Genomic DNA, 25,157 nt, shown 5'->3' with positions numbered 1-25,157 from the left:
AAATTTGTCGTATATCAGACCTCTATTAAAAAGGGATAAACAAATCGATAAAAAAAGAATAATGAAAAGATATATATCAACGCTTATTGTAGCAACTGCAATATCAACTGTGCATGCTCAAAATACCGCTGAAAATTCACCTACAAACGTAAATAAGTCTGAAGGTACAATCTTTGGTCAAATTATAGACAATCAAGGAAAACCTATTTCAAAGGCTTCGATTAATCTCTTTCAGGTTATCAAAGATCAAAAAAACAATCAGGAAAGAGAAATATTAATAAGAAGTACAAGTTCGCTGGAAAATGGAAATTTTAACTTTTCAGCTATTTCTAATACCAATAATTGGAAATTAAAAATCAGCTCAATAGGTTACGCAACGCTCGAGCTAAATGTTGATCATAGTGATGATAAAAAAGTCTTAAACAAAAATATAGGAACTATTGTACTTAAAAATGACAATCAACAACTTGCAGAAGTAACTGTCACAGGCCGAAAGGCTTTATTGGAAATGGATATTGATAAAAAAGTATTCAATGTGGAAAAAAACATCGTAGCAACTGGCGGTACTGCTATCGATGTACTTCGTAATATGCCATCTGTACAAGTAGATATCGATGGAAATGTCAAGCTCAGAAATGCTGCACCAACCATTTTTGTAGATGGAAAGCCTACAACACTTTCACCAGATCAGATCCCCGCAGATGTCATCGAAAAAATAGAGATTATCACAAACCCTTCTGCAAAGTACGATGCTTCAGGAAGTATGGCTGGAATTTTAAATATAATCCTTAAAAAAAATAAGAAAACAGGATATAATGGTATGGTTACCCTAGGTGGAGATCGATTTGGCGGAACTAATTTTATGGGAAGCCTCAATGCACGTCAAAACAAATTAAACCTGTCATTTACAGGAATGAATATGCGAATGCGTACGAATACTGAAGGAGATAGTCATAGAACGAGTAATATAAATAACATAAATTCAACTGTAGATCAAGATATTGAAGGAAAAACAAAAGGTATGATCACTTTTGGAAGACTTGGTTTAGATTATGATTTCAGTCCACGAACTTCATTATCAATTGCCGGAGTTTTGGTTGAAGGGAAATTTCGTCCAAATGAAGAAACCCTAATATCAACACAATCTGGAGGAAAAACCTCATTAAGCAATCGAATTTCGGAATCCGAACGAAGCTTTAAACCAAGAGGTCTACAGGCCGGAATAGTGCAGAAATTTAAAACAGAAGGTGAGGAATTAACTGTTGACTTTAATTATTTCGGAGGTAATAATAATTCAAACGGTCTTTACACCACAAATTATCTCAATGATATAAACCAGATAACAGGCACAAAAAAACAACAGAACATCGGTTCTGGAAATAATAAATTTATTACTATCCAAACGGACTATGTTAAGCCTTTCAAAAATGGAATGAAATTGGAGACCGGTCTTCGTGCCCAAATTAATAAATTAAAAAATCTCAACGATAATTCAATACAAGATATTGGTGAAGAAGACTTTAAAAATATTTCTTCAGCATCCGCTAATTACGATAGTAAAAATAGCGTTTATGCCGCGTACGTTTCACTCGGAGGAAATTTTAAAGATTGGGTATCCTATAAAGTAGGTCTACGTGCTGAAAACTCAACTTATAATGGAGAACTTTTAAATACTAATGAAAAATTTAAGAACAATTATCCATTAAGCCTATTTCCATCTGTGTTTTTAAGTAAAAAACTGACCGAAAAAGATCAAATCCAGATGAGTGTCACGCGTCGCGTGAATCGTCCTAATTTTTTTCAAACGATACCTGTTATCGATTATACAGACAGCTTAAATATTACGAAAGGTAATGCCGATCTTGTTCCTGAATTCACGACTTCTGGCGAGCTTTCGTATAGTAGAACACATGGAAAAGGCACTTTTTTAGCTTCAGTTTATTATAAATCTACCAATAATTTGATTACCAGATTTTTGACTCAGGAATTAAATCCCGTAACAGGCAAGATGGATTTTATAAATACCTATATTAATGCCAATTCTAGTAAAAACTATGGTGCAGAATTTACATATACCAATAATCTTAAAAAATGGTGGGATTTAACCGCAGACCTTAATTTCTATAATTCAAAAATAGAAGTTGACGACAGTACCCCGTCTGAAGCAATGTGGACAGTATTTGGAAAATTGAACAACACCTTTAATGTTAAAAACAATTGGAATCTTCAAGTCGCATTTGAATATCAAGGCAAAACAAATATGCCTGTCACACAAGGTCAGTCATTTGGTCCTCCAATGAATCAAGCACAAAGCTCATCCCAAGGATACATCAAACCTTTTTATGGTGTCGATCTAGCTCTCAAAAAGAGTTTCTTAAAAAATCAGGCTGCCTCAGTAACTTTAGCTGTGAATGATATTTTCAGAAGCCGAGGTAATACAATTGTATCTTCAGGAGAAGGGTTTACACAATCTTATTATCGACTTTCAAATCCTCAACTAATCAAATTGAACTTATCTTATCGCTTTGGAAAAATGGATATGAATATGTTTAAGAAAAACAAAAATCAAAATTCGATGGAAGGAATGCAGATGCAGTAATCTACCCGTACAATAACAAATAGAGGGGTGCATATAGATCTTAATCTATATACACCCCTTTACTTTATTTTAATCTAATTGATTTAACTTACAAAAATGAAGAAGTTGATTAAGATACTAACATTAAAATAGGGACCTTGGCATTAACTGCCAATTTTTTTGAGGCACTTTTTTGAAAAAACGAAGCGATAAATCCAAGTTTACGGGGTACAGTGATCAATACATGAATATTATGTTCTTGAACATATACATTTAGTTTCTCAACAAAATCTTCACCTTCCAAATAAGAGTAAGTCGGTTCAAGACTATCTAAACTTGCATGCAAAAAAGATTGTTCCTCAATTAAATCAGCTGCCTTATGCTTCCCTTGAACACTTACATTTACAACATACCATCTTAAAGATAACAATTCTTGTAAATGAAATATTGTTTTCACGGGCAATCGTTCATCTAAATGCATTAGATCCACTGCAAGGATCACATTTTTAAAGATATGTGCTTTATCCATATCTGGCACCAATAAAAGGTTATATAGATGTGCCTGTATCAGCTCATTAGTAATAGTACCAATACTATTTTTACCATTATCATCATTTCCTCTCATGCCAGCAATAACTAGGTCAACATGCCCCTCTTCGGAAATTCGCTCAATGCCATCTAAAACAGTAAAACTATCATGTCTTGTATGGACGTTTGTAGCTGGTGAAACATTTAATAATTCCTGTTTCAAAAGAAGCATTTTTGAGTCTACTGCCACAATATCTGTTTCATCTACAAGAATTGGTGGCGGTATAAACTCGCCGACATAGTAAAATCCTCCATTTAGATACCCTAAGGAGTGGTATATGATGACTTTTTTTATAGCTGTTTGCTTAGCAAGGGTCAAGAGTTGATCGAAAGCATGTCTAGCAGGAACAGAAAAATCGGTTAAAAAAACAATTGTTTCCATGATCGTGATTTCTTGTAATGTATACTCGATTATTAAACAACCGAATCATATTTTTAGTTTAAAAATTAAGAAAATAATACACAATAATCTAAATGCATAAATAAATATTCCGAATAAACTAGAAATGTCTTATGACCGATTAGGCAAGTTGTTTCATATTTATAATTAGTTTTTCGAACCGAAATTTGTTAATTTTAATTTTTCGGTTTTCAATTATTGGTCTGTTCCCATAGTTTATAGTAAAATACGTTGAAAACCTGGCAACTGTCTTTAATAATTATATAAAACTTATGTACATATATAATATCCACTGGATCCTTAAATTTATTTTTAATTTAGCTATAATCATCCTGATCAGTAAATTCTTCTATGCTCCTTTTGATGATAAGTTAGCTGATACAAACCTTGTTTACATATTACCATGTATTGGATTAATCAGTAGCTATTTATATCTCTCAGCTTGGTTTGGTTGGAAAAAGAGCTTTTACATCATACTTTATTTAGTAGCATACCTGATCTTCATGGGATATTTTTTGCTAAATCATCTATTACCAAAATGGGTTGATAATACAATAATAATCTTAACTGTATCTGTAATAGGTTATTTTTGCTATCGCATTATTAATCGTATTATTAAAACAATGATTTATCGCTGTAAAGGAATTAAGAGCCGTATTAATACATACGTAATTCGAAATAAAAGAAATAAGTGATCTTTTCAGGAAGCTCGATAATGACGTTAAAAACATAAGAACTTATACATAGATATGAAATCTAATATCGATAAACTGAAGTTTCCAATTGGTAAATTTATTGCGCCAAATACAATAGATAATGGAACGATAACAAAATGGATTGGAATTATACAATCTTTCCCAGATCTTCTAAAAAAAGAAGTTCAAGAATTATCCGAAGAAGCATTACAAAAAACCTATAGACCTAATGGTTGGTCAATAAGACAAATAATACATCATTGTGCTGACAGCCACATGAATAGTTTAATCAGATTTAAACTAGCTTTGACAGAAGATATACCCGTTATAAAACCATATGCTGAAGATCTTTGGGCAGAACTTATTGACTCAAAAGAACTTGCTATTAATTCTTCTATAAATATGCTAGAAGCTCTACATTACCGCTGGGTAGTTTTACTACAAAATATGACACCTTCGGATATGGCCAGACAATTTAGACATCCTGATTCGAACGAACTCATTAATATTAAAACAAATATTGGACTGTATGCTTGGCATTGTGAGCATCATCTTGCACATATTAAAATCGCAAAAATGAATAAGGAATAGTCAATTTGAAATATTATGAAGGTAAAAAGTTTTTTATAAAAAATAAGCTAGCATTTTTTTGTAAAATTGCATTAAATTAAAAAGGTAAATTGAGATATTTTTTCCATATCGCCTATCAGGGTCAGAATTATAATGGTTGGCAAAGACAACCTGATGTAGAAAGCGTACAAGAAGTTTTGGAAAATACACTCCATAAAGTATTAAAAGTACCAACCACCATATTTGGTTGTGGCCGTACAGATGCTCAAGTCCACGCTAGTCAGTACTTTTTTCATGCGGATATTGAGAAAGAGTATGATTTCGACTTATTATTTCGACTCAATAAGGCTCTTCCTGATAACATCGCCATTTACGATATAATAAAAATGGAAGGTAAGCCGCATGCTCGTTTTGATGCAGTGCATAGAGAATATGATTACTTTATTCACACGTACAAAGATCCTTTCTTAAGCAATCAAAGCTCATTATATTTATATCCCAAATTAAATTTGGACAAAATGAGTGAAGCTGCAAAATTGCTCTTAAAATATAAGGATTTTCGTCCCTTTTGCACACATCCTGATAAAAATGAACATACAATCTGCCACGTAACAGCTGCAGGAATCTTTGTCAATACAAAAGGTGATAGAATTCGGTTTAATATTTCCAGTAATAGATTTTTAGGTAAGATGATCAGAATTCTAACCGGTAAACTTTTAAAAATAGGTAATGGGGAACTAAGTATTGATGAATTTGAAAATCATTTAATTACATTAGAACTTCCCAAAATATTGAGACCGGCCCATCCAATAGGTTTGTATCTATCCAAAGTTAACTATCCATACCTAAATCTTCCACCACGCACTGATTTTTTAACACCTTCCCAAAGTTCCGACTGGATTTCTATTTAGATACCCAATATTAAAAAAAATAAACTATGCAATCCTATCTAGATACTTTTCATAACAAATAATGTTAATCTTCTGATATTAGTGTTATTACTTTATCAATCGGTCGACCAATAACGGCCTCACCATCTTTTACAACAATAGGACGCTCAATTAGAATAGGATACTCCAACATAACGGAGATCCATTCTTCATCCGAAAGAACAAGATTTTTAAACTTTTCTTGAAAAATTGATTCATTACGTCGTATCAGCTCAAGAGGTTTTAATTGAAGTAAAGTGACCAGCTCAAGCAATTCATCTTTACTAGGAACATCTTGAAGATACTCCCGTATTGATAAATCTACATCTTTCGATTTCAATAAATCTAATACAGCACAGCTTTTACTACACAATTTGTTATGATATATCTTTATCATGATCCAAAATCTAGAGTATTATATCTTTTTTAATCACCTGAACTTCAGCACTAATTCGTACTTCATCACTAACCACAATATTACCAGCTTCTGTAACAGCATCCCATGTTAAACCAAATTCCTTACGACTAAGTTGCCCGCTTAAAGAAAAGCCTGCTTTTGTTTGGCCATAACTATCGACCACAATCCCGCCAAACAAAACTTGTAATGTAATAGCTTTGGTAATATTTCCTATTGTCAAATTTCCGGTTAGTTGCGCTTCATCCCCGATGCCTACATATTTAACACCAGTAAATTCTAAATAACGGTAGGCTTCAGCATTAAAAAAATCAGCTGACTTCAAATGTTCGTCTCTTTGTGTATCATTGGTATTGATAGAATTTATCTCCGCTTTAAATGCTATATTCTTAGCGGTATTAAAATCATTAGAAGTAGTTTCAAGATCAAGTGTGAACTTCCCAAAATAACCTGTTATCGTTGTAATCATTAAGTGTTTCACTTTAAAAGCGACTTCACTATGACTTGGGTCTATTGACCATTTGTATGTTGCCATATACTGTTATTTTAATTAATTAGGTAGATATCTAATAATTGCAAAAATAAGGATTACTAAAAATCTAAAAATTGATTTAGATCATTTGTTTGATACGTTTAGTATGCTACTTTAGGCTAAATTAATTCCTATTCTCAACGCTTGCAATCCTTTAACACCCTGTAATTCTTCCAATTCCAATTCTTCTAGATCATCTAATAAAGATCCGCTCTTTTGTAGATATTGAATATATCCTAAATATTCCTTTTCCTCACGTTTTGTAAAATAGACAATAGCAATTTTACCCGGCTGAGTAAGGCGTTCGTTCGAACCTTTAATAGTCACTTTATCGATTCTCTTTTTTATAATCTGATAGCGAATATTATAAGCTCCCTCTACATCAAATCGGTGTTCATCTGTTCTAAAATTAATATCGATCAATGTAGCATTAACAAAAATAAGCTGCGTTGTTAGTAAGCGTTTCTCCATTTGATCCAACAGACTATGTGTAATTTTTGCAATCGCCGCCATTGACGTCAATTGCCAAAGTCGGATATTTTTTAAGTATATCTCATTGAACTTTTTGTCTGGAGCGATAGATTGGCCTATGTAAATATCATATTCAATACCATCTGATCTAAATTTTTCAAAATAACAAGGGTAAGAATTTTGCAATTCCTTTTCAAATAACTCCAGATAACCACTTATTCCACTATTAATTAAACGTATCGATTTTTCTAAAACATTACGATTTTTATAAACAACCCCATTTAAAGGATGGATAGCATTTTCATATGCGGCAATAATCGGATGAGATTCTTTTAAATTCTCCTTAAAATAAGTGAGAACTTCAGCCACATTTTGATTAAAAAAGTCATTAAGCTGAATCTGCATACTATCCATTAATTCTTCATTAATTTCCTGTAACCATCTGCGGCAGTTGAAAATCATTTCATCAAGAATAACAATACTATTTAAGTGTTTCAATTGAATTAAGACATTCTCCAATAATTCTAATTGAACAATCATGTCCTGAAAAGCCGCCTTATTTCTTTCAATAGTTGAATTTCGAATATCGATGGCACCGTACAACGGATATATTTGTTCAAATTTAATATCACCAATAATAGGTTTAGGTTTATCTTGTTCTATTCTTTGTAAATATTCCCAAGCCTCTTGATTAAACTTCCACTGTACTGCAGATTGAAGAGATGTAAATTTTTCCTTTATAACCTCGTTTATTTTTGTCTGAAACTCAACAATTTCATCTTTTAACAACTGTGCTAGTAAGGTACTTGCACTAAATATTCGAGCCAAAATCTGTTCATCAAGAACTGCATCTGTTTTTGTAAAGACTTCGATAACACCAACGATCTCTTTATTATGGGCTATGGGAATCAATGCATAGTTGACGATGCCCAGATCTTTCAGTCGTTCCCAAAGGAACGACATAGTTTTATCTTCAATAGGAAAATCTTTACTAAAAACAAGAATTTGGGGTTGCTTAATAAATTCATCCAGCAACTCTTGAATACGTTGCTCACTTCCTTTATTAATTTTTAATAAATCCAATAAAGCTGACGTTTTCTTTTCTTTAAAATCAAATACGACTTTGTGATTCAACTTAAAAAAAGGTAAAAGAGAAAATTCAATAGCAGGATTTCCTGCTAATGTCCTTAACGCCATAATCACGTGTCCATAAGAATCTGCTTCATCAATTCCCCTTATAATGATATTTTTTATATTTTCAAGCGCCTGTTGCTCAGTAATATCTGTAACTGTTAAAATAGAAAAACCATCCATTTTGATTTTATTCAATGGAATCAAAGTTTTTATTATCTCAAAATTTAATGTTTTTGAAAACTCATCAATTACTTTTATCCGATCAAAAACAGGTAAATTTCCGATTACTTTTACATCTACAAAAGTATGATCGATATTGATCCGGTAATACTTTTGTAGTCCAGTCAATGCATCGATAAAGGAATGAATTATCTCAAAATGCTTTGCAGATTTTATCCCATATAACCTTTCTAATATAAATGAATACAACATCTGGATTTTCTCAGAAAACCCAACAGAATCATGTGCTAAAGCAAGTTGATTATCACATCTATACTGTTCAAGTAAAGCATAGAATTTATCTGTTCCAAAACATATTTTTTGTCCTAAAGGAAAGCCCAATGCCCAATAAGTGTCCTCATCATCTTGTAATACTGGATTTAAAGATGCATGAATTAATCTAAATTCGTTTTCAAATTGGTGAATATTGTGCTTATCCAAAGGACCATATTTTGCAAATGCTTGATTAAAATCCTTTAATACACTAGCTAAAAAGTTCTTTTTAATTGATATTTCATTTTCACCTTTTCTTTTCAGATAATTCAAAAATGGGTCAAAAGAAAGGTGGGTTTCAATTTCAGGAAATTGATCTTCCTCCTCATTTATTATAGTAAATAATGCTGATTGCATATTAAAAAAATTAAATTACTAACACGACCCATCACATTTAAGATGGGAATGTTATGCAGAGTAGATTCAGTTCGTTATTTATTTGTGATTTCTGTTTTATAAGGTATCCGGTATGCATAATCTGCCTTAATACCCTTATTATCGTAAGTATAATAAGTAATCTGAGTACTTCTATCCAATAATAGATCCACAGTAACAAAACCCTGCATTGAATTTTTATAAAGTAAGTTACTATTACTTTTTATAGATGAGCTTTTTGCTCCAGAACCGCTAACAATTTGATATTGATCTCTTTTTTTTATAAACTGTAAGCCGTGATCGTGACCAGATATGTAAACATAATTCGGAACTCCCTCAAATACCGCATTTACTTGTAGTTTTAAACGTTTGTAATCCGAATGATTCATATCTTCAGGATTTGAAAACACTGTTGATCTCATTAATGGATACAATGATCCAATTACAGGTAATGGAAGGTAAAAATTTTTATTCAATATTGTAAGTGGAAAAATATGGTCCTTCCACGAATAGTAACCCGCATGAACACCGTATGAATAGAAAGGATGATGTGAAGCAACCAAAATTGTTTTATTCTTATTCTTATGAACCAATTCCTTCAGTTTTTCTATAACTTTAACTTCAGAATCACAGCCACATCTAATATTAGTATCGATCTTTTCATGAGGAAAAAGCCACCATTCACTATCATAGGCAATAATAACCAGATGATCTGAAATAGGAATTTCTACCGGATCAGGACAGCCATTTTTAGGAACTAATTGCAAAAGTGAATCTTGTTGTGCATCCAGAAAATTTCCTTGAGCTCTGATCTTTGCTAGTCCCTGTTTCCCCATCTTATCCCAATCATGATTGCCGGGTATAAAATATACCGGTGCATCAGCAGCTCGCATAGGTTCATACTGTGACCTTAAGATCGATGCTGTTTCCAATTCTTCCTTACTACCGGGTAGCCCCATACCACTGGGGTAGATATTATCCCCCAAAAACATAACAGTTGTCTTCCCTTTTAAAACCAGTGCGGCGGCAAGTGGAATAATCGTTTCCTGTTTAAAATTAATCTCACCGGCATCACCAATAAAAATAACTCGGTTTACTACACTATCTTGTGCAAATACCCCAGTCATTAAAAATGAAAGAAGTGTAACACATAAAAATTTCAACATCTTTTAATTCAATTTAAATTTTAATAATGTTGCTTTATTTGCTTTATCTCCACCCTCATTACCAATATATAAACTGCCCGAATCATCAAAGGCAATAGCTTCAGGCTGATTAAAAAGTGACGGATCTAATGGAAATGCGCCAACCACCTCCCATTTTTCATTTGCAACAACTAACATTTTATTAATCGAGGACAAAATATACCACTCGTTTGTCCGCTTGTTTTTAGTCAAAGCTGATGGCCGAAACTGTTTTCCTTTTAAACTACTAATTAAGTCAATTTGTTTCTCATCAATTTTAAATTCCCCTTTTTTGAAAAAATCACCCTCTTTAGAAAGTCCCAATACATAACCAGTAACTGTGCTAGACGATTTATCAACAGCACATTTCTTACATATAATATACAATAAACTGTCTGATTGAGAGGCCGCTAGTGATTCATATTCAGCTTTAGGAATCAGGTCTTTTCCTACTTTAACATTTGTAGCTTCCCTTTGAAGTATATCACTGTAAGGAAACGAATAGACTGTACCTTTACTTTCTAGCACTACAATATATCCATTACTGATGGCAATTCCCTCGTAGTCACCTTTCTTTGCAAACTTGATCTGCTGGTACTGGTGTTCACCTGGCGCAAAATAATACACCAGACCATTTTCATCCTCGTTTGCAAAGATATGTTTGGAGCTTTCTGCAGGAAATGCTATTCCAGATAGTTCATGAAGAGCATCTGGTAAAAATAATTTTTCTCCTTTATTGAAATCATAGCCCTTTGGACTCCTATAAACTTGAGTAGTTTGTGCACATGCTGTCAAGAAAAATAGACTAGCAATAGGCATACATATCAATAATAATTTTCTACCATTCATTTCCTTACTCATTTAGTTGTTTACAATAATCATAAATACACTCTTGGGCGCGAATACCTTTATCAACAGATCTTTCGATGGAATCCATATGTTCATCCAGAACTTCAGCAGACGTATCGTCTTCCAATTGTATAGCAATAATTGTTTGAATCTCCTTTTTTAATCGTCTATTAACAATCGGAAAACAAACTTCTATCCTATTGTATATATTACGGTGCATCCAGTCTGCCGATCCTAAATACACCTGTTCTTGACCATTATTGTTAAATATAAAAACTCTACTATGTTCTAAGTATCTATCTACGATACGTCTAACGCTAATATTTTCACTTAGACCAGCAACACCCGGTATTAGACGACAGATACTCCTGACTATTAATTGAATTACCACTCCAGCTTGACTTGCCTCATACAACTTTTGGATCATGCCCTTTTCTTCTAAATTATTGACCTTAATAATGATCCATGCTGGTAATCCCATCTTTGCAGATGCAATTTCCTGATCGATGAGCTGCATAAAACCTGTTGCCAAATTATATTGTGACACCAGTAAATACTTGAAATGAGTACTATAATAGGAAGTTTGATCTCGTCTTTTTTTTAACACATTAAACACCTCCATTACTTCTTGTAAGATTTCTTGCTGAGCAGTCAATAAAACATGATCAGCATACCTATGGGCTGTTTTTTCATTCAGATTGCCCGTAGAAAGTAAACCGAAAAACTGGACGGCATTACCTTGTTTTGTTTTTACTAAAGCAATTTTAGCATGCACTTTTAAATTTGGAATACTATATAGTACATTTGCACCTGCTGCTTTTAATTTCTTTGCCCAATAAATATTATTTTCCTCATCAAATCTCGCTTTTAATTCCACGAAAACAGTTACTTTTTTCCCATTTTTGACTGCATTTAATAATGCATGTAGAATTTTAGAATCACTAGCTACCCGATAAATGGATATATATATTTCTTCTACATCTCGACGAACCGCTGCCTCATTAAAAAATCTAAGCACCACATCATAAGACTCGTAGGGAGTATTAACGAGGATGTCTTCAACACTAATTTCATCTAACAAAGATAAAAATGAAGATTTAAACCGATAAGGTATTGGAGGTTGAGGTCTATATTTCCACTCTTTTTTATCAATCGGAAAAGAAAAAAAATCTTTTAGATTATGATAGTTACCTCCTTTGATACAACTAGATTTGCGAAGTTTAAACAACTTAATCAATGCACTTAAAAGATCATCTGGAAGATCTGGCTGATAGAGTAAACGTGTCGCTAGCCCAAAATCTCTTTTTCTGATCTGCTTTTCAATTTTCAGAAGCAACGAGCCTTCAAATTCATTATTTAACTCCAACTCTGCATCACGAGTCACCTTAAATGAATACATACCTGTAATGAAGTGATCTTTGAAAATATCTGGAAAGTTTTGCCTAATAATATCGTCAATAAAAACAATATACTTTTTATCTTCAGTGGCAACATAATAGAATCTGGGAACTTGATCCGACGGAATAGAAATCACTCCCAACTTATCAAGTTCCCCTTCTTTGAAAGAAAAAACAAAATAAAGTTGATTGTTTTTTGGAAAAAAAGTGACATCTTCAATAATAGATATTTCTAAGTATGATGCAATCCGTTCATAAAAATAATCTTTAGTTTGGTTAACAATAGTATAGGGGATTGTTTCATTATAGATGAAATGAATGTTAGCTGATTTTAAAGCAGGAATGATTTCACTTACCAAGATACTTCCAAAAAGAGATAACTGTTTTTTTATGCGTAACTTGACATGTTTATAAATTTTAACGTCTTGCGAGTCATTATCTATGTTTTCCTGATGTTTAATCTTTTTCAAAGCAAGCAGTACGGGCATTCTAACCCGATAAAATTCGTCCAGATTTGAAGAGAAAATTGCTAAAAAATTAATGCTCTCTAATAGCGGAACTTGTTTTTTACCTGCTTCTCTCAAAATACGCTCATTAAACGATAACCAGCTCAAATCACGATTATAAAGACGTGAACTCACTTCTTCACTTTCAATGTTTAGCATACATTAGGAATTAATCAATACAACAATAATAAACGCACATACGGATACAATCAACCCGTACATAAAAATATTATAAGCTAATCGAAGTAATTTGAACTTTCTGCCCAACACAACACCCTGAGAATAGACATCTTTTATTAAAGTACTATACAGATAATCACGCTCTTCCATCATAAGTTTCATTCCGCTATTATAACTCTCTAGATTCATTCTGTAAAAGTTACCAAAAAACAACAAATTGACCTTTTTACTTTTCAAATCTTCATCGGTGTATTTTCCGTCCGGAACAGATGGTCGCGTTGCCAAAATAGCAATCACCATAGTTGCTAAACTAGTAAATAATAAAATTGATGTAGGAAATATTAAATGAGCATTATTGTCTAATTTACGTAATAGGAGCGCAATAACAACAGATAATATTATCGAATTAACAGTGATTAGGATATTGGATTTATTATCAGCCATATCACTTAAACGCTGATTATTAGTCGAGGTGATGCGAAACATTGTCTCAATCCCTCTTTCAGGTCTCCCGTTCTTTTTTTCTTGATCAGCAGTTCCAGAATTTTCTTTTTGTTTCAAAACCGTCATATTCTGCTGCTTTTTATTTTCTAGTAAATTACGACCATAATCCGTATGATAATGATGATCTTCCATTAATTTAATCGTATTTTTTCGCCACTCATCTTTACTCACTACATATCCACAAGCTTTCGCTTCTTGACGCATCAATTTATTGCGGGCATCAAAGCGATCGCTGCCTAAGTGAAATAAATCAGCATCACAAACAATTTCTTCCAATAGATTCTTTGGTGATTGCGGTAATTTTGTCGCTAATATACAGCCAGACACAGACTGAATAAAACTATCATCAACATCTTTTGAATGAAGGAAATCTGAAGCAATGGCCGCACTCCTCTCTTCATGACTATCTTTGCCATGAACACAATAACCAAGATCATGAAAATAGGCTGATAACGTTACAATTGCGGTGTCGCGCTCTTCAAGATTATAATAACTTGCCATTTTCTGAACTGCATCCACAACCTGCTGCGTATGTGCATCATTATGGAAGCTGAATTTTGAAAGGTCATGTTCGTCCATAAACTTATGTACAAATTCGGCCGTTTCCTTTATCAATTGAGAGTAGTCCATAAAATATAAATTAGTTCGGGTTGATCGTAATCAATACTGATTCAATATACATTACTATTATTTAAAGATAAGAATTAAATAATATCTTCTTAAGATCCATCCAAACAAAGATCATTTATTTTTGGCAGATATGGATGAAAATAATCATCCTAAAAGATACGATAAATAATAATATTACATTTTTCAAAAAAAGCTGAATACATTTTTGTATCCGGCTTTTTTTATAATTATTTATAAATTAAGGTTACATATAGCATTTTCTATTATTTAAACTGATTTATAGGTTTTGATACTGTTCTCAGTTTCGTATTATTATTTTGTAATTCCACCCATGCAAAATATACCTGATCTCCTACAAGCTCCATCTGAGGAAAACCACTCTTTCGACTAGATGAAAGTTGTGTAATTTTTCTCAACGGACCGGTTGTACCATCTTTATTAACGAGCATCGCATATAGATAAGTTAAATCACCTTCAGTTTGCATCCAGCTTACTATCGCTTGGTCAGTATCAACAAGGGCTACATCAACACGCCCAAGTACACCCTTGTTACTGATCAATATAGGATCCATAAACTGCTCTCCACCATTCCCTGAAAACACCAGTTGCACACGAGGAGTTTCATCTGATGCAGTAAACCATGCAACCGCTAAAGTATTACCAATAGCAGCTGATTTTGGTCCATTTACAGGACACCCCTGGATAAACCAATTATCGGCATGAATAGGAACCGGTTTAGTCCACCCATTTCCCACCTTTCTTACAATAACAATATCACGTATATTATCAGAAGTACAGTCTCTATACAGTACCACCGGCCCATTTGCTGTTAGACTAGTAGTCGTTTGACAGCAAGTACATGCACTGTCATCAACAATAGTTTCATCTTTTATTCCACCCTGAGCTGTTACTTCTGCAACCCTTACACTCATTGTTCCACTATGATGTCCATGAGCATGAGCATCAGTAACCATATTTCGACCATCTAACCAAGTAACCAAAAAACTACTGTCACGATAAGGAATCATAGATACAAATCCATGTTCAGTAGCCGTATGGTCACTGTGCAACAATTTATAATGAGTAGATCCTTGATGATCAGAAACATTAAATTTAATATCATAAGCCATCTTACCTGTGGTTGAGAGTTGTAGATAATGACTCAATATCTTCCCTTTATGCATAGCAATCATAGGATAATCGGCCCAATTCACAAACCAGTTTTTACCAGAAGCTAGTAGTACCTGTGGTTGCCATTTCCGGTTTTGAAGCTTACTGTACCGTAAGCTAGGATTCGAGTTAGATACTGTATCTACCCAAGATAAATATAATTGCCCCGCATAAGACGTTAGATGTGGCAGAACAGCATTTGATCCTTCTTCAAATGGAATTTCCTGAAAATCAGTTTCCTTTTTCAGATTATTACCACATGCAGACAGCAATAGTATCATATATAGCAATCCAATTATTTTAATTGTATTTTTCATAAGAATAACTTTTAGTAACCAATAGTTTGTTTCATTCCACTAGCGCTAATTTCATTAGCCGGAATCGGATAGATCATTTTTACAGATATAGCTGGTATATTCAAATTTTTACTATTAAGTCCAGTATTGATATGATCAGTTAGCTTCCTTTCTAAAGCCGTCCCAGTTCTGATCAAATCATAGATTTCATGTCCCTCCAGAGCTAATTCTTTCCGTCTCTCCTTTGCAATTCTATTTAATAACCCCACACCACTTTCAGTAGCCCTATCCCGTTGAAAATCGCCAGTTCTTCGTTTAATCAACATATTTAAATAACGAAGTGCAGCTTCTTCTCCTCCTGTGGCCCCATTTGCACAAGCCTCAGCAGCAATTAACACAATCTCTGAAAGCCTGATGACAGGAATGTTATGAATACTTAAGCCAGACCCACCACTTCTATTGATGTATTTCACAAAAGCATTCTTCGTCCCTTCCTTATCAGTCAATAGTAGATTAGCACGTGGATCTGCAACATATTCCCGCATTAAATCAATAAAAGTCTGTGTCGCTAAAATATCTCCCTGTCCCCCTGCTCTAAAATCAAATTGAGCACCTAAACCATTACTCCCCGGCGAGTTATCATTTGTGACACTGAGCTCAAATATTGATTCAGAAGTATAATCTGAAAAAACATAATTCGTCAATCCCATCAGTTTTTCTTCAGGTATAACTTCCATTACTTTTTGAGCATAATGAAGTGCCATCTGCCAATCCTCTTGATACAAATATACTCTTGCCATAAGCGCTTGTACTCCAACTTTAGTAATATACTTGGAACTCCCTGCTGCGGGAACACTCTCCTTTAGCAAAGTTTCAGACATCTGTAAATCCATCAAGATCTGATTGTATGTCTGTGCCAGGGTTCCTCTTTCAATAACCACCTCATTTGGTGTAAGCTTTAATGGAATCCCCTGTGACTTTCCTTTATCCTTTATCCATGGATATGCAAATGTTCTGGAAAGATCAAAATAGACCATTCCACGTAATGCTAAAGATTCAGCTTTAATTTGTGCACGAAGTGCATCATCACCAATAGCACGATCTATATTAGCCAAAATAAGATTGAGGTTGCCGATTACTTTGTAACATTGCAACCATAATATCGACGCACTACCGTTGTTATTACCACTTTCTTCATAACGATATTCGATCTGTTCATAATTTCTTGGATTGTATATGGTTTGTACAAATCTAAAATCTGCACTTTTTACGGCAGATCGCTTATATAGCACTCTTCCCAAATAATTACCATTTGAAATTTCATTATATGATCCCGCGAGCAAGCGTTTTAACTTGTCTACCGAATTGATCACCAGTTCCTCTGATATGACATGGTCCGGCTTTTGATTTAATAAGTCCTTCTGACACCCCATAAAGATTGTCAAAATCAGCATAAAAGCTCCACTTATATAGTATTTATTTCTCATGTAAGATATCTTATAATTTGAATTGAACGCCTATTAAAACACTTCTCGAAGTTGGCGTTTGAAATAAATTGACTCCATTAGTAATTGCTTCAGGATCAAAATCGTCTAATTTTGTCCATAAAAGCAGATTATCGCCTTGAATAAAACAGGTAGCACCCTGCAAAAACCTAAATTTATCCAAATGATAGCTCAACCGTATATTTCTAACCTTTAAATAATCGGCATTATATAGATGTCTGGTAGACACATCATTTGAAAAAGTATTATTACCGTTAATGCGTATCGGTACTTTTGAATCTGGATTAAGTGGGGTCCAAGGGTTCAATTGAGCTTTTGTGCTTGTAAACTGTGGTAAAAAACCATCATCATCACGTTTAAATGCAGTCCAATCATAAACTTTGCCTCCAATTCCATAATTTAACAATACATCAAGACTAAATTTTTTGAAATTAAATTGATTTAAAAAACCTCCTTGAACCTTTTGTACAGCATTTCCGAAAATTCCAAATCCGGCCTCCTCTGCATTTGTCGTCAGCTCGCCTGTTCTTCTTCCATCTTTAAGAACATGGTAGCTTGCCAAACCATTTTCATGGTTTACTCCAGCATAATCTCGTAGATAAAATGAATTTAAGCTTTCGCCAACTTTAGTAATAAGGGGATTTTGACCGTTGGATGAACTATAGGTCGGAATAAGATCAGATGGTAACTTAGTAATTTCATTATGGAGGATGGTCCCATTAATACGTGTATCCCACTTCAAGTCTTTATGATCAATTACTCTGTATTTCATACTAAATTCCCAACCCCAATTCTTCATTTCGCCATAATTTTGCAATTGGCTAGTGAATCCTGTAGTTGAAGAAACTGGTATATTTAACAATAAATTGCTGGTTTTTTTATTAAAATAATCTAATGTAATATCTAAAGTATTAAACAATCGCGCATCTAAACCCAGATCAATATTTTTACTTAGCTCCCAAGATAAATTCGGATTAGCTAACTGTCCATAAGACAATCCCGATTCCGAAGCATAAGCCTTACCTGCTGTTGTGAAAAAACCTAAAGAAGCATAAGAAGCTGGCGGCAGATTTCCGTTAGTCCCCATACTTCCTCTAAGTTTTAAAAGATTAATTTTATTATGATTAATAAAATTCTCATCAGAGATTAACCATGCTCCCGAAACCGACCAAAAATTACCCCAACGGGAATCTTTTCCAAATCGCGATGAGCCATCACTTCGTATACTTCCAGAAATAAAATATTTATCGGATAAATTATAATTCAAACGACTGAAATAAGAAATCAAAGCATAGTTATCCGATTGACCATTCCATGACCACAATGTTCCAATACTGCTCGAAGACAACAATTCATTATCCAAAATATCATATCCTGAATTGTTAATGGACTTCATTTTGGATTCCTCTGCCTCAAATCCAGCAAGAATATCAAAAGAATGCTTATTTATCCTATTTTGATAAGACAATATATTAGAAGTCATTAATTGAGAGCGCTGTCCCTGAGCAACATAAAGCGCTCCATTCCATTGTCCTCCTCCAGCTCCAAATACTTTATTATCATATAAAGTCTCTTCCAGACTTTGATGATCAATACCTAAAGTTGATTTAAATTTAATTGAATAAGGCAATACTAATTCTGCAAAGGCTGAACCCCTTAACCGCAAATCTTTATTTTCATATTTTCCCACTTCAATCACTCCGATAGGGTTAGCATTTTTTTCAATGAGATTTGGTAGGTCTGCTATTCCCTGATAACCGTTTTTATCATATATAGGAGCTGCCTGCGGCAAGACCCTAGCCATAAATAAAGAATTTAATCCGCCAACGTATTCTGAATCATACTGTCCGCTATTACGGTCTGATTGAGCGACAGATAAATTTGCTCCTAAGTTTAACCATGATTTAGCCCTATTCTCCATATTCAACCTACCGGATTTTCGTTCGAGGTCAGATTTGATAATCGTACCATTTTGTTTTAGATATTCACCCGATGCGTAAAAAAGAGTTGACTCACTCCCACCACTTGCAGCAATAGAATACTGTTGTGTAGTTCCTGTTCTGTAAATGGCATCTAACCAGTTTGAATTCGCATCATCATGACCATAAACGGAAGAATAATCTTTTTGAGCCAAAGATTGATAATGTTGTAACAACTGTGAATCGTTATAAATACGGGTATAATCCGATCCTTCATTATTTTGAATATATTGATTCACCTGACCAACTTGCCAAAGCTGTTTAAAGTCCTGATTTGAAATAGTCTTCTCTTTAGTTAGATTAGTAAGTATTCCGCCTTGCGAAAGTACACTGAGAATAGTTTCCCCCTTACGTCCTTTTTTTGTCGTGATTAAGATAACACCATTTGCAGCTCTTGAACCATATAGAGAAGCAGCGGCCGCATCTTTCAAAACAGTAATACTTTCAATATCATTTGAATTAATAGATGTCAGTGGATTAATTTGATTAACAGCACCGTTACCTCCTATTTTTGAATTGTTATCACTGTTCATAACAACTCCATCCAATACATAAAGAGGTTCTCTAATTCCATTAATCGAACCCATCCCCCTAATCTGAACACTCGACTTACCACCAGGTTGACCGGTAGTATAAACATGAAGACCTGTCACATTTCCCTCCAATGAAGTCTCAAAACTTGCCGCTGATGTTTTCGTTAAGTTATCCGCTTTTATCTCCTGTAACGAGCCCGTGAAATTACGCTTATTGGCACTGCCGTATGCAGTCACCACAACTTCATCAATAATACTTGACTCCTCTTCTAGCGTAACCAAGACTTTATGCCCTGCATTAACTTGGATAAGCTTATTTTTAAAACCAACTGCAGAAAATTGCAATGTGGCAGTATTATTATTTGTTTTTAATGAAAATTGACCGAACTGGTTCGTTTGAGTGCGATTAACTGTTCCCGCCTCGACTACAGTCACATGAGCAATCGGGTTACCCTTAGCATCCTCAACGGCCCCCGTAATCGTAATTTGTTTAAATAAAATCTGGTCTGGATATACTCCTGCAAATAGCGTCCGACTATTGATCAATTGCAATGTAATGATCAAGCCGAGCACATAACCTAGTCCCATAGGACTTTTAGATAGTGGCATAATGACATAAAATACTTGTTTGGCTCACATGACAGTCGCTTACATTATAGTTCATATAATGCAACAAAAAACTTCATAATCGGAACCATCCAATTGTTAAAACTGATGTAAAATAAGGCCTGTAGCCATAGGATACTGAATTGAAGTTCTCTAAAACTTCAATTCAGAAACAAAATATTTTATGTAAACTGGGGAGGACGAAAAGGATTTCCTAGATATATTTTATGATAATAAACTGGGATATAAGCAACTTTAATAGATTTTTGTATAATAGGACTTAAGAAACAATGTTGAATTTCTTTGATCCAATCAACTTGAACCATTGCATTATCAACCGGAAGGCGATCAGATTGTTCCTTTTTCTTGGATTCTGCGATTTTCTTAGCCAAAAAACAAGTACCATCACAATGCAACATCGGTTTATCTTTGTTCACACAAAAATACTCCTTGATATAGTCGACATTCGCCAAATAAAAAAGCGTAGGAACAAACGGTTTCATTAGAAAGACCATAGTCATTGTCATAATAAAAATTCGTCCTAGATTCATTCTTTGTTGTAAGTCAATTTGGGCAAAAATAGCTTTTATAAATATCCAAAACAAAGATTATCTATTAAAAATAAATAGCAAATACTAAAGTGAATATTCACACAAATAAATACAACAAAATATATAACAGTTAATTATAAAACTTTTCTAACTTAATAATAGAAGTATAATTCCAATCAAAGCTGGTAATGCTTGCTTAAAAAAAATACCTTTTTCTGCTGTTTCAGCCCCATAAATACCCGCTATAAAAACACAACTTAGAAAAAACAAAGCTATATTATGTTGCCATAAAGAGTCTCCTATTAAAAGCGACCAAAAAAGACCAGCAGATAAGAAGCCGTTGTAGAGGCCTTGATTTGCGGCTAGAACTTTGGTATCCTTAAATAAGTGTTTAGGTAAAGATCTAAATGTTTCCTTACCCTTGGTTTCCCATGCAAACATCTCTAACCATAAAATATAAAGATGTTCTACAGCAACAATACCAATCACAATTTTTGCTGTAATTCCAATAATTCCTTCCATGTAAGTAATATAAAAATGAATTTAATCAATATTTTTTAATAAGAGGTTTATCAATAATATATAGTAAGAAATTAACACTTACCTTTTATGCATCAGTAATAATGGAATACTGGTATTTAATGTTAACTTTTTTGTTTCGCTTTTATGAAATAAATTTTCTAAAAAACCTCTTTTAAGAGGTACTGCAACAATGAGCCCAACTTGTTTAGACTGTGCAAATTGTAGTAAAACCGGCACGGTATCTTTACTTTTTAAATAGTGAAACTCAGGATTGAGATCATCTATAAGCTCATGTAAAACGGTCTGCTCCTGTACTAAAGATACCGCATCCATATCATTTTCCTCACCAACATTGACTACAAAAAGATGTGCGTTTAGATCACGTACAAACTCTTTTAGCTTCTTATCAGGAAGAATTTGAACAATATTTTTTAGGTCGCAAGCCAGCATTACATTATCCATACGATATGATTTCGAGTTTGAAGGAACAAGCAGAAGATCTAAACTATGGTTTTTCATTAAATGGGCAGGTATTTTTCCAACACTGTTTTTACCCCCATCATCACTTCCATTTATACCTAATACGACAAGATCAATATTCTTCTCCTGTACGATTTCATGAACAGCCTCAACAACAGGTTTAGAGTCAATCAGAACATCGATCTCGACATCTTGCAATACTTCTAATAATTCATTGCGTAATTTTTGAAGTGTGGCAATTGAATTTTCAAATAATTGATGTTCATCACCTAAAATAGGAATTTTAATCCCATCAGGCACCAATGTGTCAATACCTTGAGGACCAAATGAATGATAAATCAATATCCGTTGTATACCAAGCTGTAATCCATTTTCTTTGATATAACCTATTGTTTGCTCTGTAGCGGAAGAAAAATCGGTGAGAATAAGAATATACTTCATAATCAAATCATTTAATTGATAGCTACATATTCATTTTACTAGAAAATAATTGACCAACAAATCAATATTTTCCACATTAAATATCCACACAACAATTATGCCTGTATAATGAACCTGAACAATATAACACAGTAAAAATGACAACGATTATATTAAAATAAATCATCGAATCGAGTACTGGCTTTCATTGATTATAATACTAATTTTCATTAAATTAGTAATAAACTAATCTATGAGCAAGATCAATGGATTAATATTGGTCCTTATAAAAATTTAGGGAATATACTTTCAAATCAGAAAAGAGCATGTTCGACATCTCATTAAATCATTAATGAACGATCATAAATGAATTCAAAACTATACGTACACTCAATAAACGAAACCACTACAAAATGACTAATTCCAAAATTAAAGTGATCATCACCGGCGCAAGTGGAATGGTCGGAGAAGGTGTCCTACAGGAATGCATTGCTGATGATAAAGTTCAAAGTATTCTTGTCATTGGTAGAAGACCTTGTGGATATTCGGGAGGGAAAATTAAGGAAATCCTGCACAGCGACTTTAGTACTATCTCCGTTATTTCTGATCAATTAAAAGAATATGACGCATGTTTTTTCTGTGCCGGAATTTCATCTTTAGGCATAAATGAAGATCAATTTACCAAGATTACTTATGATCTAACCTTAGGTTTTGCAAAAACCTTTGCTGAGGTCAATCCCAATAGAATATTTTGCTACATATCTGGAGCGGGTACGGATAGCAGTGAAAAAGGGAAACAAATGTGGGCAAGAGTAAAAGGAAAAACAGAAAATGATCTTTTGAAACTTCCTTTTAAATCTGTTTACAATTTCAGACCAGCATTTATGAAACCCAATAAAGGGGCTAAAAATGTAAAAGGATTTTACAGAGTAATTAACGCTATTTTTCCATTATTGAGAGCATTCAATAAAAACTATTTTTTAACGTTACAAGAGGTAGGAAAAGCGATGATAAATATTACTGTTAACGGATATCCATCACATACTATAGAAGTTAAGGATATCGCAATTCTTGCTAATAATAAATAAGGAGAATCCAATTTCCCTTAGTTCCTATTAAAAAATATTATTCACTAAATATGCACCACATAATTATTTTACATATTTATCCCCTATAATCCAATAGAGCAATTTGCGATTGCTCTATTGGTATTATTCGACAACAACTATCTTTCAAACTAAGGCTACATGCGATAATACTCCTCCCACCCTTTTGCAGGTGGAGGGCCGGCCAATAAAGCATTAGCAAAAATGTCATTAACAATTTCGTTCTTTTCAGAATCAAAAATAAGCTTTGTATTTAAACGCTGTGCAATAACACCTAAACAAAAAACTTGACTCAATGGCCCGGCTATTTCAAACGGCGATCTTGTTTTTTCTTCACCTTTACACCCCTTTAAGAAATTAGCAAAATGGTCTGATGGCGAATTTGGCACCACAGGTAACTTTAACTGCAGTTCTTGCGCTTTAGATTCTGGAATGATTTGTAACGTACTTCCATGTGAACCGCCTTTAAATAAAAGATCTTTACTATAGATAATTTTACCGGGGTTCAATTTTGCTGGTTCAAGCTTCCCTGTACTTGGTGCAGGAATATTTGGATCTAATCCTGAAACACCATAACCTTCAGGTATCGGAGGAAGATTGTTCAATCCATCGTACCAATTAATATCTACTGCAGGCATTCTCCTTCTTTTTGGAAAATGAAACTTAAGAGTAGAAGACATCGGAAAGAAATATGAATTATGTCCTTCCAGATTAACGGCTGTAATTTCAGTAGGTAAACCCAGATTAAGAAATTCATGAGCAGTATCCAATATATGTGCTCCCCAATCACCAAGTGCGCCCATGCCAAAATCATACCAGCATCGCCATTGCCCATTGACGAAATCTTTATTATAGTCATGCCCCATCGTCTGCATCTGCCACAGATCCCAATCCAATGTATGAGGAACTGCTGTAGCAGCTGGAAATCCTTTCATATGCACATCCCAACCATGCCATCTACGAGGCATATTCATGTGTGCATCAATACGCGTCACATCCTTAATAATTCCAGCATCTTTCCATGCTTTAAATTGAAAATAATTAGCTTCCGAATGTCCCTGATTACCCATCTGCGTGACTAGCTTGGGGGATTTCTTTGCTTTATTTGTCATCAATTCAACTTCCAGAAAAGTTCTTGCCATAGGTTTTTCTACGTAGACATGCTTCCCAAGATCTAAAGCTAACATTGTAACTGCGAAATGGGAAAAATCAGGTGTTCCAATACTTACAGCATCAATCTGATTAGACATTTTATCAAACATAACTCTGAAATCCTTAAATCGGGGTACATCAGGAAACATCGAAAGAATCTCCTGTGTATGTTTAGCGCCCAGATCAACATCGCAAAGGGCAACAATATTACATAAACCGGTCTTATACAACGATTTGATGATTTCTCCAGCTCTATTTCCCAAACCTACGCAGGCTAAATTAACACGTTCATTAGGCTTCGCCAAATTAATGTTTCCAAATACACTATTTGCCATTAATACAGCTCCACCCGCTAACGCAGATTTTTTCATAAAACTTCTACGCGATAAGTAATGATTCATACTTTTA

Annotated in this window: 19 protein-coding genes; 4 read left to right on the top strand and 15 right to left on the bottom strand. The window is 33.8% G+C overall.

Annotated elements, in window-relative coordinates:
* Window positions 1-61 precede the first annotated feature (61 nt).
* Window positions 62-2,599 (top strand): TonB-dependent receptor domain-containing protein, encoded by a 2,538-nt coding sequence (locus ACFS6I_RS08575; protein ID WP_380919660.1) that lies wholly within the window; start codon window positions 62-64, stop codon window positions 2,597-2,599.
* A gap of 109 nt (window positions 2,600-2,708) precedes the next feature.
* On the opposite strand, the gene ACFS6I_RS08570 is transcribed toward ACFS6I_RS08575, so the two are convergent.
* Window positions 2,709-3,548 (bottom strand): hypothetical protein, encoded by an 840-nt coding sequence (locus tag ACFS6I_RS08570; RefSeq protein WP_380919658.1) that lies wholly within the window; start codon window positions 3,546-3,548, stop codon window positions 2,709-2,711.
* 767 nt (window positions 3,549-4,315) lie between these two features.
* On the opposite strand from ACFS6I_RS08570, the gene ACFS6I_RS08565 reads away from it, so the two are divergent.
* Complete coding sequence (locus ACFS6I_RS08565) at window positions 4,316-4,852, top strand: YfiT family bacillithiol transferase (RefSeq protein ID WP_021188328.1); 537 nt, start codon at window positions 4,316-4,318, stop codon at window positions 4,850-4,852.
* Window positions 4,853-4,941: 89 nt separating this feature from the next.
* Window positions 4,942-5,742, top strand: coding sequence for a tRNA pseudouridine(38-40) synthase TruA (gene truA, locus ACFS6I_RS08560; RefSeq protein ID WP_132768392.1), 801 nt, complete (start codon window positions 4,942-4,944; stop codon window positions 5,740-5,742).
* A 64-nt stretch (window positions 5,743-5,806) separates the two neighbouring features.
* Here the strand turns inward: truA and ACFS6I_RS08555 are convergent, their stop codons facing one another.
* The 13 genes from ACFS6I_RS08555 to ACFS6I_RS08495 all read right to left on the bottom strand — a co-directional run bounded on the left by ACFS6I_RS08555 (window position 5,807) and on the right by ACFS6I_RS08495 (window position 22,512).
* Window positions 5,807-6,157 carry an ArsC/Spx/MgsR family protein gene (locus ACFS6I_RS08555; RefSeq protein WP_380919656.1) on the bottom strand — a complete coding sequence of 117 codons (351 nt, stop codon included), beginning with the start codon at window positions 6,155-6,157 and terminating at the stop codon, window positions 5,807-5,809.
* Between the two features lie 10 nt (window positions 6,158-6,167).
* Window positions 6,168-6,710, bottom strand: a complete 543-nt coding sequence (locus ACFS6I_RS08550; protein WP_183912899.1) for a YceI family protein — start codon at window positions 6,708-6,710, stop codon at window positions 6,168-6,170.
* Between the two features lie 111 nt (window positions 6,711-6,821).
* Window positions 6,822-9,161, bottom strand: a complete 2,340-nt coding sequence (locus ACFS6I_RS08545) for a hypothetical protein (protein ID WP_380919653.1) — start codon at window positions 9,159-9,161, stop codon at window positions 6,822-6,824.
* Between the two features lie 74 nt (window positions 9,162-9,235).
* Window positions 9,236-10,345 carry a metallophosphoesterase gene (locus tag ACFS6I_RS08540; RefSeq protein ID WP_084825382.1) on the bottom strand — a complete coding sequence of 370 codons (1,110 nt, stop codon included), beginning with the start codon at window positions 10,343-10,345 and terminating at the stop codon, window positions 9,236-9,238.
* Window positions 10,346-10,348: 3 nt separating this feature from the next.
* On the bottom strand, window positions 10,349-11,224 hold the full coding sequence (locus ACFS6I_RS08535) for an SdiA-regulated domain-containing protein (RefSeq protein WP_380919651.1): 876 nt from the start codon (window positions 11,222-11,224) through the stop codon (window positions 10,349-10,351).
* Window positions 11,217-13,274, bottom strand: coding sequence for a polyphosphate kinase 1 (gene ppk1 / locus ACFS6I_RS08530; protein ID WP_380919649.1), 2,058 nt, complete (start codon window positions 13,272-13,274; stop codon window positions 11,217-11,219). Before ppk1 ends, ACFS6I_RS08535 begins: the two co-directional genes overlap by 8 nt.
* Before the next feature lie 3 nt (window positions 13,275-13,277).
* A complete protein-coding gene (locus ACFS6I_RS08525) occupies window positions 13,278-14,429 on the bottom strand; it encodes a Pycsar system effector family protein (RefSeq protein ID WP_380919647.1) in 1,152 nt (383 codons plus the stop codon).
* Window positions 14,430-14,692: 263 nt separating this feature from the next.
* Window positions 14,693-15,916, bottom strand: coding sequence for a hypothetical protein (locus ACFS6I_RS08520; RefSeq protein WP_380919645.1), 1,224 nt, complete (start codon window positions 15,914-15,916; stop codon window positions 14,693-14,695).
* Window positions 15,917-15,927: 11 nt separating this feature from the next.
* Entirely contained in the window at window positions 15,928-17,382 is a 1,455-nt protein-coding gene (locus tag ACFS6I_RS08515) for a RagB/SusD family nutrient uptake outer membrane protein (protein WP_380919643.1), read from the bottom strand.
* Window positions 17,383-17,392: 10 nt separating this feature from the next.
* Entirely contained in the window at window positions 17,393-20,521 is a 3,129-nt protein-coding gene (locus ACFS6I_RS08510) for a SusC/RagA family TonB-linked outer membrane protein (RefSeq protein ID WP_380919641.1), read from the bottom strand.
* Between the two features lie 179 nt (window positions 20,522-20,700).
* Entirely contained in the window at window positions 20,701-21,123 is a 423-nt protein-coding gene (locus ACFS6I_RS08505) for a hypothetical protein (protein WP_021188320.1), read from the bottom strand.
* Window positions 21,124-21,216: 93 nt separating this feature from the next.
* On the bottom strand, window positions 21,217-21,591 hold the full coding sequence (locus ACFS6I_RS08500) for a DUF1304 domain-containing protein (RefSeq protein ID WP_380919639.1): 375 nt from the start codon (window positions 21,589-21,591) through the stop codon (window positions 21,217-21,219).
* A gap of 78 nt (window positions 21,592-21,669) precedes the next feature.
* Entirely contained in the window at window positions 21,670-22,512 is an 843-nt protein-coding gene (locus tag ACFS6I_RS08495; RefSeq protein ID WP_380919637.1) for a universal stress protein, read from the bottom strand.
* Window positions 22,513-22,904: 392 nt separating this feature from the next.
* On the opposite strand from ACFS6I_RS08495, the gene ACFS6I_RS08490 reads away from it, so the two are divergent.
* Window positions 22,905-23,579, top strand: a complete 675-nt coding sequence (locus ACFS6I_RS08490; protein ID WP_380919635.1) for an epimerase — start codon at window positions 22,905-22,907, stop codon at window positions 23,577-23,579.
* Between the two features lie 155 nt (window positions 23,580-23,734).
* On the opposite strand, the gene ACFS6I_RS08485 is transcribed toward ACFS6I_RS08490, so the two are convergent.
* Window positions 23,735-25,150, bottom strand: a complete 1,416-nt coding sequence (locus tag ACFS6I_RS08485; protein WP_380919633.1) for a Gfo/Idh/MocA family oxidoreductase — start codon at window positions 25,148-25,150, stop codon at window positions 23,735-23,737.
* Window positions 25,151-25,157: the final 7 nt, after the last annotated feature.

Source organism: Sphingobacterium anhuiense (genome assembly GCF_042686355.1).
Taxonomy (GTDB): Bacteria; Bacteroidota; Bacteroidia; order Sphingobacteriales; family Sphingobacteriaceae; genus Sphingobacterium; species Sphingobacterium anhuiense.
The sequence above is the reverse complement of the archived record's forward strand: the minus strand, read 5'-3'. Positions and strand labels throughout refer to the sequence as shown.

What these genes read in the sequence shown, in the direction of transcription:
- ACFS6I_RS08565 (WP_021188328.1), top strand. Translation starts at nt 4,316, where the DNA reads ATGAAATCTAATATCGATAAACTGAAGTTTCCAATTGGTAAATTTATT.
- ACFS6I_RS08570 (WP_380919658.1), bottom strand. Translation starts at nt 3,548, where the DNA reads ATGGAAACAATTGTTTTTTTAACCGATTTTTCTGTTCCTGCTAGACAT.
- ACFS6I_RS08500 (WP_380919639.1), bottom strand. Translation starts at nt 21,591, where the DNA reads ATGGAAGGAATTATTGGAATTACAGCAAAAATTGTGATTGGTATTGTT.
- ACFS6I_RS08555 (WP_380919656.1), bottom strand. Translation starts at nt 6,157, where the DNA reads ATGATAAAGATATATCATAACAAATTGTGTAGTAAAAGCTGTGCTGTA.
- ACFS6I_RS08540 (WP_084825382.1), bottom strand. Translation starts at nt 10,345, where the DNA reads ATGTTGAAATTTTTATGTGTTACACTTCTTTCATTTTTAATGACTGGG.
- ACFS6I_RS08515 (WP_380919643.1), bottom strand. Translation starts at nt 17,382, where the DNA reads ATGAGAAATAAATACTATATAAGTGGAGCTTTTATGCTGATTTTGACA.
- ACFS6I_RS08490 (WP_380919635.1), top strand. Translation starts at nt 22,905, where the DNA reads ATGACTAATTCCAAAATTAAAGTGATCATCACCGGCGCAAGTGGAATG.
- ACFS6I_RS08550 (WP_183912899.1), bottom strand. Translation starts at nt 6,710, where the DNA reads ATGGCAACATACAAATGGTCAATAGACCCAAGTCATAGTGAAGTCGCT.
- ppk1 (WP_380919649.1), bottom strand. Translation starts at nt 13,274, where the DNA reads ATGCTAAACATTGAAAGTGAAGAAGTGAGTTCACGTCTTTATAATCGT.
- ACFS6I_RS08520 (WP_380919645.1), bottom strand. Translation starts at nt 15,916, where the DNA reads ATGAAAAATACAATTAAAATAATTGGATTGCTATATATGATACTATTG.
- ACFS6I_RS08545 (WP_380919653.1), bottom strand. Translation starts at nt 9,161, where the DNA reads ATGCAATCAGCATTATTTACTATAATAAATGAGGAGGAAGATCAATTT.
- ACFS6I_RS08575 (WP_380919660.1), top strand. Translation starts at nt 62, where the DNA reads ATGAAAAGATATATATCAACGCTTATTGTAGCAACTGCAATATCAACT.
- ACFS6I_RS08525 (WP_380919647.1), bottom strand. Translation starts at nt 14,429, where the DNA reads ATGGACTACTCTCAATTGATAAAGGAAACGGCCGAATTTGTACATAAG.
- ACFS6I_RS08485 (WP_380919633.1), bottom strand. Translation starts at nt 25,150, where the DNA reads ATGAATCATTACTTATCGCGTAGAAGTTTTATGAAAAAATCTGCGTTA.
- ACFS6I_RS08495 (WP_380919637.1), bottom strand. Translation starts at nt 22,512, where the DNA reads ATGAAGTATATTCTTATTCTCACCGATTTTTCTTCCGCTACAGAGCAA.
- ACFS6I_RS08535 (WP_380919651.1), bottom strand. Translation starts at nt 11,224, where the DNA reads ATGAGTAAGGAAATGAATGGTAGAAAATTATTATTGATATGTATGCCT.
- ACFS6I_RS08510 (WP_380919641.1), bottom strand. Translation starts at nt 20,521, where the DNA reads ATGCCACTATCTAAAAGTCCTATGGGACTAGGTTATGTGCTCGGCTTG.